Genomic DNA, 15,178 nt, shown 5'->3' with positions numbered 1-15,178 from the left:
ACTTTATGTCAAAAATTATTCTCGCCACCCTCAACGCTAAGTATATTCACGCTAGTCTTGGCTTACGCTATCTCTACGCCAATTTGGGTGAACTCCAATCAAAATGTGAGATTAAAGAGTTCACCATCAAAACACGGGCTATTGATATCGTCGAACAGATTCTGGAATCCAACCCGAGCATTGTTGGCTTTGGTGTATATATCTGGAATGTGATTGAAACAGAGGCAGTTATCAGCCAGTTGAAAACAGTTGCCCCGCAGATAACAATTATTCTGGGCGGTCCTGAAGTTAGTTACGAAACCGAAGGTCAATCGATTGTCAAATTTGCCGACTATATTGTTACTGGTGCTGCGGATCTGAGTTTTAATAAACTTTGCAACGAAATTCTTGATGGCAAATCACCTGAGCAGAAAATTCTTCGTTCAAAGCCAGTTGAATTGAAAGATCTGCAACTTCCTTATGACCTTTATACTGAAGAAGATCTCAAGCATCGTCTTCTCTATGTCGAAGCTTCTCGAGGCTGTCCTTTTAAGTGCGAATTTTGTCTGTCATCGCTGGACAAGACCTCTTATCCATTCGAGCTGGAGCGCTTTCTCGAAGAAATGGATAAGCTCTATCAACGTGGAGCGCGCCATTTTAAATTTGTCGACCGCACCTTTAATTTAAAAATTAAAACCACTTTGCAGATCCTGGACTTCTTTCTCGAACGACTGGACAATGAGCTTTTTCTTCACTTCGAAGTTATTCCCGATCATTTACCGGAAAAACTGAAAGAAGCGTTACAAAAATTCCCTGAAGGTTCTCTTCAGTTTGAAGTCGGAATACAGACGTTCAATGAAGAGGTTCAGGCACATATCAGTCGCAAACAGAATAACCAAAAATCGAAAGACAATCTGGTCTGGCTGAAAGAGCAAACCACTGCCCATATTCATGCCGACTTGATCTTTGGTTTACCCGGAGAAACACTGGAAACATTCAAACAAAGTTTTAACGAGCTTTTTGTCTGTAACCCCCATGAAATTCAAATGGGTATTTTAAAGCGCTTAAAAGGCAGTCCGATTATTCGTCATACGGAAAGCTTCGACTTACGCTTTAACCCGCTCCCGCCATTTAATATCCTGTCGAATGACAGAGTAGATTTTACAACCTTGCAGAGAGTCAACCGATTCGCCCGCTATTGGGATATGATTGGCAACTCCGGCCGTTTTAAGTACTCCCTGCCGCATGTATTATCCGACCAACCTTTTGACGAGTTTATGGCTATTACTGACTGGATTTTTGAAAAGACTGGTCAGACTCATCAGATTAACTTGAAAAAGCTATACGAGTACGTCGCTCAAGCTGTGGAAGATCTCTTTCCTGAAAGATATACAGCGGTTACTCAGGCGCTTGAAAAAGATTATGCAGAGTCCAAATTGAAAGGTAATTTCCTTGGGCTAACACTGTCGACCCAGAACCAGGTAGAAAAAGTCTCTCAGCATAAGCGCTCGGCGAGGCAGAAGCGTCACCTATAACGGAAGTTGAAATAGTCGAAATTCAAACTCTCGTCATGTATTTTTACTTGACTCGTCAGCTTGTTTTTTTAGGATAGTTTCAATTTCTTCACGGTCACTATTGTGCTGTTGCCCGTCTTCACTGAGTTCCATCTGCTCTTTTTGTCTGGCTTCAATAACGTGTCTTTGGCCCGGGTTAAATATTGCGTCAATTTCTAATAAAGCCCCGCTGACAACATTTTGTTCTCCGCTCGATTTTTTCGTTGGCTTTTTAAACCAACTGAGATCAAGATATTTATAAGCGAAAAATGCACCAACTACAGGAACAAGCCAGACGACCAGCAAAAGTAGAGTCCTTTTCACTGGCGAAGGTTCCCAAGTCAAAATTTCTTTGGTCAATGTAGCATTAAATACGAGGAAAAGGAGTGCGACTACCGCACCGCCGAAAAGTTGAGGCTGTATTTCCATAACTTAAATCCTTACGAATTGCTAAAAAGAGCTGTTAATCCAGACGTTTCTTTTCGTACTCCGGTTAAATATCGAAGTTCTCTCTTTCATGTAGATCTGGTTTAATATGTGTCCAATTAATTATTGTAAAACCAAAGACAGAGAAGGAGTAGTTTTCGCAGTATAAGCACGATATTTGACAGAAAAGACCACTTTTGTTTCGACGCAAAAAATCCGCTAGCCGTTTATTCAGATTTGTTTTCACGTAATTTTTCGTTTTCTTTCCGCAACTCTTCGATTTCAGCCTGCAATTTATAGGTTTGTTCTTGAACTTTATCCAATGTATTTTGAATAGAATTCAACTTATCAATAACTTCTATTGTTCTAGCATTCCCAAAAATCAATATTAGTATTGCAATAATAAAAAGAGTCCCACCGGTTAGTTTCGATTTTTTTACATCATCCATATTTACTTTCCTTCTTTACAAATAAACATCCGTATATTAATTCAACTTTCGTAGTGATTGGTTAGATTCACAATACTCGAGTATAAAACGTAGATAACTCTGTTATATTCGCCAATGACGAGTGTTCCCACAAAAATAAATTATGCTTTCGTTATCCCATAATGCTCGCACAAATTAACATAGGTGACGTTATTTTAAACGAGTTCTTTTAGCGTATTTTTTGATTTTTTTATCCATTCACCATGGAGCGATTGATAGTGCTTGCCTTGAGTTGCTGACTTTTTTACAAGGATACTAAGCAATTCCTTTGCTTTCTGAGACTGCCCCAGCTCTCGAGACATCATCGCATAATGATAAGCTGACTCAGGGCTAGTGGTATAATCAACCAACACTTCATACTCTTTAGTCGCGCCGTCAGTGTCTCCAAGTTTTTCCAGGCTTCTCGCATAGAGCAAATGGCAGTCTGCATCCTTAAAATCCGGGTTTGCTTCTATAAGCCCATCTAGCATTTTTTTTGAACCATTATAATCGCCGGTTTCAAATTGAGCCCTGGCACATCGAGACATGATATAGGGATCAGTCTTATGAATTCCTTTTAAGCAACGCTGGTACAACTCAAGCGCTTCCTTAAACATTCCTTTTGTCATTAACTCATCCGCCAAGCGCATTGAGTTATCGACGGTGTCTGCTACTTCGAAATTGTCCGTGGCCTGATTGATGCTCTTATTTGGATTTAAGGTATTGACGATCTTTTTTGTCGCACTTCTTCCTGTCCTGCTTCTGGATAGGTTTGGAAGTACTTCCAAAAGAAAGTAAGCAATAGAGCCCGCCAAAGGCAACATTACGATTATCCAAATCCACGTCGTGCTTCTTCCTGTTTTAACGACATGAATTACAAAAGCGACTTGTATTAAGATCCCCAAAATAAAAATTGGCATACTACTATTTTCCTAAAGTTTTATTTAAAGCCTTACATGTAACTCAGTGGGTATCTTGTGCTTAAGCTCCTACTAATAGCTGTCAGGAGGCTATGCATTATCAGAGTCTCTCCAGCATAAAAAACTTAATAAAGACACATTTCATTACGTATAACTCCCACAAACTCACCGCTTTCAGAATGGAAAAGGTTGATTACAGTGACTTCTTATAATCCATTTTTACAGGGTCTTATGTGAAACTTAGAGCTATTTCCATTTTTTGGAATTGTATTTTTTCGATACCTACTTTTTAACCACTTTTAGTAAAGTAGAATTACTTTCAATAAATTCTTACTTTGTAGAAACTCTTCATAGTGTCGTAGTATAACTAAATTAATTAATAGCGCTAGCGCAGGTAAAAAATTAATTTCTTTCCAAAATTGTGATCTCAACATATCGTTATTTGGATAGGTTTATCTTGAATATCCCATGGTTGCTCCGAACCAAAATAACTTTATAAAACATAAAGTTATCTTCTAACCACTAAAATATTGAAGCTATCATATGCAATGATAGTTGGAGAAATCCAATTTTCGTACATTCATTACACAAAACAGGCTAATCGACTCAAGAAGACAATATTTACAATTTTTTTTACATTTTCCGACTTTATTCGATAGACTGACGTCCTAATTAATCGACATCCATCAGTCCAGAAAACGAATATTAGCCAAGCCCACTGATTTATGACTTTAACTCGACAATTATCTGAAGCCTTTTTCCACGCCCCGAAGTCCATTTTGCTTATTCGCAGTAAAACCTTCCAATGGCTATTTGTTTATCTTTTAGCCGGACTGGCGATATTCTCACTATTCACCTGGCAGCTACTGGAAAATGAGCAAAACCTGAAAAATCTGTTGCTGGATTATTTTTTCCCGACTTCCTGGCATGAAATATCCGAACAACTCGCGATGTTTCTTTATGACTCTCAAGCCAAAACAGTTGTCGCCAACGCCATTATGTCCGGCTCGTTAGTTCTTGCTTCAATGTTTCTTTTCCCGATTAAAGAACAATATTCGGCAGTTTTTGAAAGAGAATCAGGCCTGAGTGATGGCTCCGAGCGGGAGTTTCCGCTGATGATTCAGGCGTGGGAAGAAGTGAAGCTCTTTCTATTCTATCTTACCGCACAGTCAATTATTCTCTGGATTGGCTACTATCCTTATTCCTGGGCAAGCTGGCTTTCGATTATCCTCAGTTATTTATTTTTGTTTTATACATTCGGGATAGACTTTATATCCCCGACCTTACAGCGCCACCGAGTCGGTTACACGTTAATGCTAAAAGCTTTGTTCAAGCGTCCCTGGGTAACTTTAGGTTTTGGTGTACTCTTTTCATTACCAATTATTGGCATTGCTCAATTTGCTATGCGTTTTGAAGAGCTGACTTTAGTAGAGCTAACCGGAATACTTTTTATCGCCAATATATTCTTCCTGACTTTGGCCGTACCTGCAGGTACCCGCATTGCCTGCAGTTTAATGGGAGAAGTCAAGAATACCAGGCCTCCACGACAAAAAAATAAGGTGATCGCCTATTCCTGTATGCTGATCACATTAACCTTTATGCTTTTTTTACACGGTGGACTGGTAACCAGTTTGCACCATAAAAGCCAGCTACTAAAAGCTCAGTACGATGTCGATTGGGATTCTTTTGATTTTGACTTACCGAATTTTTCACAGCTGCTAAATGGTAAAGCATTGTCTAAGATGTCATTTAACGTAGAAATTAAAAACCCGACAGAATTTGATATCGTAATTGAGAACAGTGAAATTTGGGTTGAGAAAAAAGAAAAAGTCATCGCCCAAATTGATCTGGCCGGCTTCGAAATTCCTGCGGGCCAGACCCGACAGGTTAAGATAAAGCTCGACTCCAACTCAGATCTTGGAAAAATCACCAACTTTCGAGAAATACTGGAGCACTGGCGAGTAGATCTGCATCTGGAATTGTGGCCGGGAATTCCATTTATCGTTAATATAGCGGAATAGCTGTAGCTGACGAAAACAGGGACTTTATGAAACTAGCCGACATAGAACAGCTTTTAACTGTTTCTTATGCTGACTACAAATTGTCAAAACCAGAAAAACAGGCTTTTAAAACTCTTTTCGACAAGCTCCAGAACGAACCCGATCAACTTAATTTTGTTCGCAATAAAGCCTTTGAACTGGTGCGTGATAACTTTATTATCAACCAGGAACATTATCTGGACTCTCTAAAGTGGCTTGAAGAAATAGTTCGTTTGATTGCTCAGGTACAAAACCAGCATGAAACTTCTCTAAATCAGGCATATTTTAGTCCCGGAAAAGCGCCAGTTAAGAAAATTACATCACTAATAAAGCACGCAAAGAAACAGATTGATATCTGTGTTTTTACCATTTCTGATGACAATATCAGCCGTACTATATTAGATGCTTATCACCGTAAAGTTCAAATACGAATAATTACCGACAATGATAAAGCGGAAGATCTGGGAAGTGATATTTATCATCTGGCCAATAAGGGAATCGCAATTAAAGTGGATCGAAGTGCCAATCATATGCACCACAAGTTTGCGTTGATTGACCACAAGCATGTGATCAGTGGCAGTTTTAACTGGACCCGAAGCGCGACCGAATATAATCAGGAAAATATTATTGTTTCAAATGATAGAGCTTTAATAACTCAGTTTGAACAAGAGTTTATGTCGTTGTGGGATAAGTGCAAATTACTCTAGCTTAACCTCGATGGGGCAATAAAAAAGCCGCTCCCGATGCGGTGCGGCTTCTCTGTTTCTCTGTATTTGTATTCCTGAGAACAGCGCTTAAGCAACAATATCCAGAAGCTCGACATCAAAAACCAGAGTCGAATAAGGAGCAATCGCGCCGCCTGCACCTTGCTCACCATAAGCAAGCTCATAAGGGATTGTTAAACGCCACTTAGAGCCAACTGTCATCATTTGTAAAGCTTCAGTCCAGCCTTTAATCACTCCATTAACAGCAAATTCTGCTGGCTGACCTCGTTCATAAGAACTGTCAAAAACAGTACCGTCAATCAAAGTGCCATGATAGTGAGTACGCACAGTCGAGGTAGCGCTTGGCTTGTCGCCGCTTCCCTCTGTCAGGATTTCATACTGTAACCCGGACTCGGTCACATTAACGCCGTCTTTCTTCTCGTTTTCTTCGAGGAAAAGTCGACCTGCTTCAGCTGCTTCCTTTGAAAGCTGAGCCTGTTTCTCTTGCATAATTTTGCTGATATGCTGGAAAGCTTCTTCTAGATCAGGGTTACTTACCTGACTCTCTTTTTGCAAGAATGCGTCAATCAATCCTGCAGCAACCGCCTCAATATCCAGACCGTCAAACGGCTGATTAAGAAGTTGTGCGCCCATGTTACGGCCAACACCATAACTCGCTTTAAGTTCAAAGCTCTCGTATTTTTGGCTCATGAAATTACCCAATGTTTAAAAGCCGCCGATTGTAACACATCCAGCCAATAAATGTAGGAAACAGGAAAAATGGCAGCATAGCCCGCTAACGAGCTGGGCAGGTCTACTTAGCAACTAGCTCGACAAAGCTTTGCAAATTTTGTTCTGCATGTTGGCGAGTTTGATAAGGACCAAAAGATGCTCCCTGTCGAATAGTAAAAAACCAACCGTCATTGGTCTGGTAGAGTCTATCGGAGCGTTCAAAGTCATTTTTATCAGCGATACTAGAGCGATCTTCCTTACGCATTGTCGTAGCCTAATTTTTCTCGTTATTTAACCCTGAATTAAAGAAATTTCATTCCGCGATGGAATGTGGGCATATTACACTTTCAAACGAGCAATAAGAGTAGGAAATATCCCCACTTTTTGTGAGAAATCTCTTACAGAGAAGTGAGATTGTGACGACGTTCCAATTTTAACGCGTTATGAGATACAGGCTGATTTCCAGCATTCCTCGAAGAAGCGAAATGCTGGAAGCCAGAGCTAAATCCCCATATTTGATAGCAGAGTCGAAACTCGACCCACAATATTGGTGAATTTGGGATGGTTTGCTTCAAACTCTTCAGCTGCTTCCTTGAGCTTGGTAAGAAGATACTGATCTCCATTTAAATCTGCCTGTGGATCATCAAGCTTGATTTCGATTTCTTCAGCAAGAGCTTCCATTGTCTGGCGCTCATGCGAGTCAAGCGCCTGATTGTCCTCTAGCTCCTTTTTTAGATCGAACAGAATTTCTGCCATTTCATGCCGGTGCACACTAGTCTCCTTAAATCATGCTCTAACCTAAAGATTAGTCTAATGTGATTACCGGAACAAGTGTTGATCGATGCCAGGGCAGAATACTTTTTATTACCATTTTAGTGTTAAAGCCCCTTAAGCGGGTCCGATGGGTCTACCCCTTCCATAAATGGAAGCTTGGGATTTTTATTGGTCAGCTGGTACACTAGTCCGAGCCAATTATTAAAGGTCGACAACGCTGTGTCGCGCCAGGTATTGTCGAGCTGGTCCAGGAGCCACTCTTCCGGCCATTCTGGCCGTGCAGTCTCATTCTTTCTTGCGTTTTCCAATTCAACTTTAAACTTCTGCAGGTATTCAACCACAGGTTTCTCAAAATAATTTTCGGGAAATGGCGGATAATCAGCGCGCTCTCCACACAGCCAGCGGTCAATTTCTCGCTTATATTCCTTGAGCAGACTGAAGTCATCATATTCAGGATGTCCCTGGAAGAAAACCAGTCGAATACCATCCTCACTTGTCGCAAGATGGACACCAGCATCTTCACTCTGCGCCAATGTTCTTAATCCTTTGGCTTCCAGCTGTTCGCGTGTTATCTGATTATACCTGGAGTGAGGCACATCGAATTTTGTATTGGTATGGCGAGTTAGCGGGTGATCGGTTTTGGTCAGACGATGTCGGTAAACACCCCATTTTTTATTCGGCAATGGTTGACGGCATATTCCATATTTATACTGAACCACTGCATGAGTGGCCAGACAGGCACACAGCGTCGAAGTGACATTCTCTGCCGCCCAGTCAATAACTTCCGTCAGCATCGGCCAGAAACTCTCTTTTTCCAGCTCTGGATTGGCCGGGTTAGCGCCGGAAATAATCAAAGCATCCAGGCCATGCTCTTTGACCTGGTCAAAAGTTTCGTAGTATTGATCAATCCAGGCCTGAGCTTCTGTTGAGCGAGGTATATCAGGAATAGTAAACAGATGAACATAAAATTGAACAATCTGATTACAATCCCCTACCAGACGCATGAATTGACGTTCAGTTGCTTGCAAGGTCGCATCAGGCATCATGTTAAGTAAGCCCACATGCAACTCTCGAATATCCTGATGCTCAGCCTTATCCAGCGGTAGCACATCGTGGTGCTCCGCCATTAAGCGCTCAAATGTAGGAAGTGGGGAAAACGCCACTAAAGGCATGGCCTACCTCTCAAACGTCTAGCCATCTAAAAGGCCAAATATATCAGTCTGAATGTTACTTGTGAAGGATCCGGCTATAGCGGTTGGTTATGGAGGGTGCTTTGATAATTAGTGCTTATTAGTAAGTTTTCTTAGAGATAAAAGCGGGTATCTCACTAAAGGGGACCTTGCGCTTTTTTTGTAAAAGCTTGGCAAAAGTTTTTATTTAAAGGAATTTCGCACCGCGGTGCTTGCGTGCGACCCACTTTTGCCAAGAGCTGCACAAAGACAGATTTTTGCTCCTGCAAAATCTGCATTCCTTACATCCTTGTAAGTCTAGGCAAAAAAGCCCTTATCGCTGCGCTGGCACTCTTACATGAGCGCGTTTGTATCACCCAAATCTTTTGTATAGATAAGACTGACAATTGCTATCGCCCTCTCGGTATAATTGCAGCCAAAAAGCTGGGCATGGTTGCTTTAGCACCGGAATTACGAATTGAGTTAAATTCAAGCTGTAAAATCCATCCAAACCTTTAACTTATTTCGACCTGTTCTGGTTGAAGCTATTAAAGGGATTCTATTGCTTTACTTAGCTGTCTTAACGGACTCGTGGAATGGATGATTCTTCAGACAAGCAGGGTGAATGTTTGAGCGTAGCGAGTTTTTACCCTGCCTGAAGAATCGGCTTCAAGTTGGGTGTTGCCAAAGGCTTTGATTAAATTGAAAGTCAGTAGGGAATAGTTAACTCAGCGTAATGACCTTTTGGTTTCTTTTGGGGCATTGGCCAAAAGAAACTCGCAGGAAAGCGCAGCGCTGCGAAATGCTCTTGAACTAATAATTTTGCTAAGCTTTTAAAAAAGCGGAAGTCCCCTTTAGATAATTTCCTGTCTTCCCTGAAAAAGATTTCCAACTACTTAATTTCCCCATTAACCTCCTGATAAGCCCTCTCAAAAAAACCTGGAATAAAATGTCCAAAAGCCCTCTCCCCTGTCGCATCCAGCGGTCCCAGGCGCTCTTTATAAACTTGCAAATCGATACTCTTTATAAAGTCTTCTTGGGGCACTTTATCATTGAGCGCAGACTTGGCCTGGTCGAGCGCATCTTCAAGTAGACTGATTATGGCATTTAGTCGGACTTTACCTTTTTGCAGAGCGCCATGTCCGGGAACAACGCTATCAAAATCGAGCTTTTCGATTGACTTGAGTGTATGTAGCCACTCTGAAGGGTATCCATGTCCCGCGTAAGGCAACTGATCGAACAAGTCACCGGAGAGTAATAGCTTTTGCTCAGGCAAATAGACAATAGTATCGCCTTCGGTATGTGCACGTCCAAAATTGAGTAGTTCTATCTTAGGCCCTTTGAAATCAAGTAGCATGGAATGTTCAAAGGTAATCGTTGGTTTGGGGATATCCAGTTGCTTGAACTCGGCGACGAGCTGTTTGGCGTTTTTAATCTTTTGTGCCAGCTCCTTGTCTTCAGTTCCCGCGGCAAGCTCTTTCTCCGCTTTTTCTATCGCGACAATGTATCTTTTAATTTTTTCTTCTAGCTGCGGAATAGTTTTGTTTTCGATAAGTTCAGGGAGGTTCTGATGTCCAACAAAAGCACGAATCTGGGGAAATGACTGTTTGTAAATCGCGTTTGCCAAGGTATGGTCGCTGTGCCAGTGAGTATTAATCACATACTCTATCGGTTTACTGCCAAGCCTCTCGCTCAGGGCTTTGACTTCCTCCACTAGCATGCGAGCATTTTCAAGATTGTCGTTCGCATCAACAATAACCAGCGAGTCGTCACCCTCAATAATAATCACATTACTATCGTTAAAACGTAGCGCTGTTTTTTGAAATGCGACATAAACTTGAGCATTAACTTGCTTTAGAGCAGATGATTTTTCCTCTAACGCGAAAACTGATGACGAAAGTAATAGCCAACAACTAGTCCCAAATAGTATCAATAGTTTTTGCGTTAGCCCCTTACACATTTTTCCAGAAACATACGCAAGAAATTTATCACTGTTTATTATCATTGTTCCTAATACCCATTCCCAATTCGTTTGATTATTAGCTGATTTCTCACTTATAGTGTCGTCAACAATCGATTTTGTCACTAGCTTAACGATATACTCAATGTTAGGCGATATCTGCCCGATTATTTATCGATGATGAAAAAGTGATTATTAACCAAATCAATAAGTTAGACTTGAAATCAGGGAGTTTTAGAATTGTCATCTGGTGCTGAATTTCAACTAGCCGACTGCCGAATTAATACCGAACTTCTCACAGTAGAACGAGGTGAAGAAGTTTATCGTATCGAGCCCAGGCTAATGGAAGTGCTTGTTTTTTTGGTGGAGCATCAGCAACAGCTGGTGACCAGGCAGATTCTGGTAGACAAAGTCTGGCGCGGAGCAGTTGTCAGCGACAATGCAATAAACCGCACCATTACCCAGCTTCGAAAGATACTAGGCGACTCTGCTCAGTCTCCGAAAATCATTCAAACCATCCCTAAAAAAGGTTATCGGTTAATCAGTGAAGTTCAACCCGTATCCCGTAAAGAGATCAGGCAAGACTTATCGAATATCAGAACAGCTCACAGTGTAATCAGAAATGAGCAAACTCCGATTTCTACGAGAGCTTTTTCCAGAAGGATTGGCGTTTATATAGGCGGCATCAGTATTATTCTAGCCCTAATGTTATCAACGCTGCTTTTTGACTCATCATTACTCAACATTTTATCTTCAAATGATGAAACTCCCCCAAGATCAAAGAACTCAGAAACGCATCATCTGTCGTTTTCTCCACTGACTAGCGCTCCTGGCCTGGAGGCTTATCCAGCCTATTCATTCGATGGCCATTATCTCGTTTATAGCCGGCAACCAGAGAGTTCATCGAACTGGCATATTGTTTTGAAAAACCTTGAAACTCAGAGCGAACAGACCCTGGTTAGTTCTGCCGCCTTGAACATAAACGCCAGTATTTCTTTCGGAAACGATAAGATTGCTTTTGTGCGATGGGATAATTTAAACGAACGCAGCTGTAGCATCTGGCTGAAAACCGTCCCAGGAGTTCAGGAAAGTGGAAATAGCGATGAGATTCGACACTTACTAAATTGCGGTACCCGCAGTTTGCCTAAAATTAGTTGGCTTGCGAATCAAAATGCCTTTGTTTTTTCGGATAGACCTTCTCTTAACGAGCCTTATACCATCTATAAATATCATCCTGATACAGGACAAAAGCAACAGGTGACTCTTCCACCACAAAGTGAACTTGGCCATTTCTGGGTTGAAGCGTCGCCGAATGGCAAGTACCTGGCTGTTCTCAACTATCTTGACGAAACAGCGACAGAAGTGTTGATTATCAATGAAAAAACATCAGAACCTATGTACCAGTATCAAATTGATCAACGCCTGGTCAGAGTTTTATGGAAAAACTCATCTGAGTTATTACTCTTCAGTCAGGGCAAAGTAGAACAGGTTAGTATTGATGGAGTTGCGAAGGAAACATTTGCTTTTGATCCACGGTTAACTCAACCAACTTATTCACCGACTCAAAACCGACTATCGGCAGTCGAATTAATACGTGAGCAGAATATATGGTTCGCAACATTGGGTTCGTTTCAGTCCAGTAAACCCCCGTCACCTATTGAGCGAAAAGCACTGATCAAGTCTTCGCGGCAGGACTTATCACCTCGCGCAGCACATAATAAGAAGCAAATCGTATTTTTTTCAAATCGTAGTGGTAAATCTCAAGTATGGCTACATGATGAAGAAGAACAAGAAAAACAGTTAACGTTTTTTGATGAAGGAGTCGATTTTTCTCCACTACGCTGGTCACATGATGATTCTCAACTACTCTTTCGACACAATAAAAAGCTTTACCGACTGTCACTGGAAAGCAGGGAGCTAACGACAGTAGTCGACGAAAACTTTGACGCCTACAATTATACTTTTATGGCAGATAATAGCGATTTAATTGTTTCCAGTAAAAGGAGTGGTGACTGGCAGCTCTGGAAGGTCAGTCTAGCTCAAAAAGGCGGTTATTCGTTTCAACAACTAACAGAAAAGGGAGGCTATGGCCCTCGGGCTTCATATGACGGGCGCTGGATTTATTTTACAAAATTTCATCAGGACGGATTATGGAGAATCCCTGCCAGCGGTGGAGAAGAGTCACTAATACTCTCCGAGTTCAACAAAATAAACTGGCTGCATTGGCAGCTGACATCCAGGGGAGCTTACTACATCAGAATTAATACACAAGTACCGGGTATTTATTTCTACGACTTTGAAACAGGACAGTCGAAACTTGTTCTCGAAAAAACAGGTACCCAAACTAATGACTTCACTATATCTGAATCCAGCAAAAGAGTCATTTATAGCCAAGTTGATTCGGAAATTGCAGACATTTATCAAAGTGTACCTCTTCATTAAGTACTTGAATTAGAAAAAATCACTTTTTCATCATCTATTTGAAATTTATTCAGAGAGAAAAAACGTTGTAATAGCCACTCCCGTAACAGAAGGAGTGGTGTAATGCTTCGCTCGCTTTTACCTAAAAGCCATAAACTAGTTTCTTTTCTTTTTCTTATTCTTTTTTTTAGTGGTTGTAATATAGATGATTCTGGAAGTGATTCAGGATATGACATGGCTTCAGCTCCTCCAGCAGATTTTGAGCTCTTGTTTATAGGCAACAGTCATAGCGAGGTAAATAACCTGCCGGGACTAGTTGTGAAATTAATTGAGACTGGAGAAAAAGATAAGTCAGCACTTAGCTTTAATGCTCCTGGTTGGAAATTTTTAGATGAACGCGTTGGAGACGGAGTCACTCAGGAAAGTATCGAAGCGAGAAACTGGACACATATTATTTTGCAGGCACAAAAATACTCTACATCCGGTCTCTATTCTTATCCTACCGATGCTGCGGAAATGTGGATCAGACAGATCAAAATGAGGGGGGCTATCCCGATTCTGTTTCCAGAGTGGCCACGTAAGGGAGATACAGAGGAAGGCATGAGAATCCACCAGCTCCACTTAAGTATTTCTGCAACAGAACCTGCCTGTGTAGCACCGGTAGGTCTGGTCTGGAATGAAGTCATTGCTCGGCATCCCGATATATCTCTACATGACAGTGATGGTAATCATTCAAATCCCAAAGGCGCTCTTTTGACAGCGTACGTTTTTTATGAGGTCATTACCGGGAAAGAAGCTCGTAATTTACCAGATTTAGATGGTGTAGGTGCAAGCGCTGAAGAACAGTCAATTTTTAGAAATATTGCAAGCGAAGTGATTGCAAATAATCCTCCTTGTCCTTGAATGTAAAGTTTTAATTATGGCTTTGCTGGAGTTGACTAATTTCTAATCACTCAGCTGCTTTTTAATAAGTTTCCACAACTTTAGATATTCTCTGAATTCCTGGAAGCATTGTTTATTTTCAATCTGATTTTGAAAGTGACGACATAAACGCTCCACTTGCAGTCGATTTAATGGTTTGTTTTTTAGATTTCTCGCTAGACGCTCTCGTATAAAGCCTGAGTAGGAACCAAAATAATTTAATTCAATGTATCTTACCGCCAGCTCAAGACATGCTTTATCGCAAGATTTAACGCCTTCAGCAATTTTATACAAAGTTGCTCGATATTGTAGCCAGTTATAGCGGTCTGGTAACCAAGAAGGAGCCCCCGGTTCAGAGATTTCTCCAGGACTTATATCAAACTCTCCGCCCAAAGCAAGGTGAGTTTTAACTAACTCATCTTTGCTCCATCCTTTCGGCACTCCATGATATTCTTCTAACGGCGTGTTCGCAGATATCTTTCTATCCATTTAGAATTAATCTTAAAAAATTTAGCATGTTTCTCAAATTATGGTCAATTTCAGAGAGTTTTCAGACTATTCAAAAACGACCTAAACTGCTCATTAATCAAAGGTATTGACTCTGACAACCTGTGGTCATCCGCCACCAGCTGAATGGCCAGTTGATACTCCTGCGCAAACTGAATGGCTTTTTCTACCGGAATAATTTCATCATTCCAACCGTGAATAATGGACGTCGGTAAATTCTCAAAGCTCATCCCCTCTACTTCGTATCCGGGAAAATGTACCGCAGGTGCCAATAAAAACAGTCCAATAACATTTTTCAACTTTTGGCTGGCGACAAGACTCACATAAGCTCCCATACTGGAACCGACAAGAACGATTTTTTCATCCCGACATTCTTGTTCAATGTATTCGAGTAACTTTTCAACTCGCGTCTCTACAGTTTCGAGCCCTCGATAATCCAGACTTTCCGTTTCAATGTTAAGCTCAGATGCAACGGTTTGCATGGCTGTGATTTTAGTTGCCTTAGGGCCGCTCTCTTTACCGTGACTGAAAATAATTTTCATGGAGCTCTCATTGTTTTTATTTGGTATTTTTTTGCAGGTTCATCCTGAACATAAAAAATGCGCA

At 41.1% G+C, this 15,178-nt stretch carries 15 protein-coding genes; 5 read left to right on the top strand and 10 right to left on the bottom strand.

Features of this window, described 5'->3' with window-relative positions; translation table 11 throughout:
- Positions 1–5 precede the first annotated feature (5 nt).
- Entirely contained in the window at positions 6–1,514 is a 1,509-nt protein-coding gene (locus IYN84_RS00405; RefSeq protein WP_196137201.1) for a B12-binding domain-containing radical SAM protein, read from the top strand.
- 33 nt (positions 1,515–1,547) lie between these two features.
- Here the strand turns inward: IYN84_RS00405 and IYN84_RS00400 are convergent, their stop codons facing one another.
- The 3 genes from IYN84_RS00400 to IYN84_RS00390 form a co-directional block, all read right to left on the bottom strand.
- Entirely contained in the window at positions 1,548–1,961 is a 414-nt protein-coding gene (locus IYN84_RS00400; protein ID WP_196137200.1) for a hypothetical protein, read from the bottom strand.
- Between the two features lie 224 nt (positions 1,962–2,185).
- Positions 2,186–2,407, bottom strand: coding sequence for a hypothetical protein (locus IYN84_RS00395; RefSeq protein WP_196137199.1), 222 nt, complete (start codon positions 2,405–2,407; stop codon positions 2,186–2,188).
- A 194-nt stretch (positions 2,408–2,601) separates the two neighbouring features.
- Positions 2,602–3,345: a tetratricopeptide repeat protein gene (locus IYN84_RS00390; protein WP_196137198.1), complete on the bottom strand. Its 744-nt coding sequence runs from the start codon at positions 3,343–3,345 to the stop codon at positions 2,602–2,604.
- A gap of 725 nt (positions 3,346–4,070) precedes the next feature.
- Here IYN84_RS00390 and IYN84_RS00385 point away from each other — a divergent pair.
- Positions 4,071–5,366, top strand: a complete 1,296-nt coding sequence (locus IYN84_RS00385) for a hypothetical protein (RefSeq protein WP_196137197.1) — start codon at positions 4,071–4,073, stop codon at positions 5,364–5,366.
- A 26-nt stretch (positions 5,367–5,392) separates the two neighbouring features.
- Positions 5,393–6,091, top strand: coding sequence for a phospholipase D-like domain-containing protein (locus IYN84_RS00380; protein WP_196137196.1), 699 nt, complete (start codon positions 5,393–5,395; stop codon positions 6,089–6,091).
- Between the two features lie 87 nt (positions 6,092–6,178).
- Here the strand turns inward: IYN84_RS00380 and IYN84_RS00375 are convergent, their stop codons facing one another.
- The 5 genes from IYN84_RS00375 to IYN84_RS00355 all read right to left on the bottom strand — a co-directional run bounded on the left by IYN84_RS00375 (position 6,179) and on the right by IYN84_RS00355 (position 10,768).
- A complete protein-coding gene (locus IYN84_RS00375) occupies positions 6,179–6,799 on the bottom strand; it encodes an FKBP-type peptidyl-prolyl cis-trans isomerase (protein ID WP_196137195.1) in 621 nt (206 codons plus the stop codon).
- 103 nt (positions 6,800–6,902) lie between these two features.
- Positions 6,903–7,085: a DUF6316 family protein gene (locus tag IYN84_RS00370; RefSeq protein ID WP_196137194.1), complete on the bottom strand. Its 183-nt coding sequence runs from the start codon at positions 7,083–7,085 to the stop codon at positions 6,903–6,905.
- 236 nt (positions 7,086–7,321) lie between these two features.
- Positions 7,322–7,591 carry a DUF4404 family protein gene (locus IYN84_RS00365; RefSeq protein WP_196137193.1) on the bottom strand — a complete coding sequence of 90 codons (270 nt, stop codon included), beginning with the start codon at positions 7,589–7,591 and terminating at the stop codon, positions 7,322–7,324.
- 107 nt (positions 7,592–7,698) lie between these two features.
- Entirely contained in the window at positions 7,699–8,766 is a 1,068-nt protein-coding gene (locus IYN84_RS00360; protein ID WP_196137192.1) for a homoserine O-succinyltransferase, read from the bottom strand.
- 889 nt (positions 8,767–9,655) lie between these two features.
- Positions 9,656–10,768 carry an MBL fold metallo-hydrolase gene (locus tag IYN84_RS00355; protein ID WP_196137191.1) on the bottom strand — a complete coding sequence of 371 codons (1,113 nt, stop codon included), beginning with the start codon at positions 10,766–10,768 and terminating at the stop codon, positions 9,656–9,658.
- A 195-nt stretch (positions 10,769–10,963) separates the two neighbouring features.
- On the opposite strand from IYN84_RS00355, the gene IYN84_RS00350 reads away from it, so the two are divergent.
- Together IYN84_RS00350 and IYN84_RS00345 are read left to right on the top strand one after the other, a co-directional pair.
- Positions 10,964–13,165, top strand: a complete 2,202-nt coding sequence (locus IYN84_RS00350) for a winged helix-turn-helix domain-containing protein (protein WP_196137190.1) — start codon at positions 10,964–10,966, stop codon at positions 13,163–13,165.
- A gap of 102 nt (positions 13,166–13,267) precedes the next feature.
- A complete protein-coding gene (locus IYN84_RS00345; RefSeq protein ID WP_196137189.1) occupies positions 13,268–14,047 on the top strand; it encodes a hypothetical protein in 780 nt (259 codons plus the stop codon).
- 42 nt (positions 14,048–14,089) lie between these two features.
- On the opposite strand, the gene IYN84_RS00340 is transcribed toward IYN84_RS00345, so the two are convergent.
- The gene (locus IYN84_RS00340; protein WP_196137188.1) at positions 14,090–14,554 is read right to left on the bottom strand and encodes a hypothetical protein; all 465 of its coding nucleotides are present in this window, start codon (positions 14,552–14,554) and stop codon (positions 14,090–14,092) included.
- Positions 14,555–14,604: 50 nt separating this feature from the next.
- Positions 14,605–15,141: a YqiA/YcfP family alpha/beta fold hydrolase gene (locus IYN84_RS00335; protein ID WP_371734814.1), complete on the bottom strand. Its 537-nt coding sequence runs from the start codon at positions 15,139–15,141 to the stop codon at positions 14,605–14,607.
- Positions 15,142–15,178 lie beyond the last annotated feature (37 nt).

This window comes from Aliikangiella sp. G2MR2-5, from assembly GCF_015687155.1.
GTDB lineage: Bacteria > Pseudomonadota > Gammaproteobacteria > Enterobacterales > Kangiellaceae > Aliikangiella.
Note: the sequence above shows the minus strand (reverse complement) of the source record. Positions and strands in the feature narration are given on the sequence as shown.

Coding starts and splice junctions, on each gene's coding strand:
- IYN84_RS00405 (WP_196137201.1), top strand. CDS start 6: ATGTCAAAAATTATTCTCGCCACCCTCAACGCTAAGTATATTCACGCT.
- IYN84_RS00400 (WP_196137200.1), bottom strand. CDS start 1,961: ATGGAAATACAGCCTCAACTTTTCGGCGGTGCGGTAGTCGCACTCCTT.
- IYN84_RS00395 (WP_196137199.1), bottom strand. CDS start 2,407: ATGGATGATGTAAAAAAATCGAAACTAACCGGTGGGACTCTTTTTATT.
- IYN84_RS00390 (WP_196137198.1), bottom strand. CDS start 3,345: ATGCCAATTTTTATTTTGGGGATCTTAATACAAGTCGCTTTTGTAATT.
- IYN84_RS00385 (WP_196137197.1), top strand. CDS start 4,071: ATGACTTTAACTCGACAATTATCTGAAGCCTTTTTCCACGCCCCGAAG.
- IYN84_RS00380 (WP_196137196.1), top strand. CDS start 5,393: ATGAAACTAGCCGACATAGAACAGCTTTTAACTGTTTCTTATGCTGAC.
- IYN84_RS00375 (WP_196137195.1), bottom strand. CDS start 6,799: ATGAGCCAAAAATACGAGAGCTTTGAACTTAAAGCGAGTTATGGTGTT.
- IYN84_RS00370 (WP_196137194.1), bottom strand. CDS start 7,085: ATGCGTAAGGAAGATCGCTCTAGTATCGCTGATAAAAATGACTTTGAA.
- IYN84_RS00360 (WP_196137192.1), bottom strand. CDS start 8,766: ATGCCTTTAGTGGCGTTTTCCCCACTTCCTACATTTGAGCGCTTAATG.
- IYN84_RS00355 (WP_196137191.1), bottom strand. CDS start 10,768: ATGATAATAAACAGTGATAAATTTCTTGCGTATGTTTCTGGAAAAATG.
- IYN84_RS00345 (WP_196137189.1), top strand. CDS start 13,268: ATGCTTCGCTCGCTTTTACCTAAAAGCCATAAACTAGTTTCTTTTCTT.
- IYN84_RS00340 (WP_196137188.1), bottom strand. CDS start 14,554: ATGGATAGAAAGATATCTGCGAACACGCCGTTAGAAGAATATCATGGA.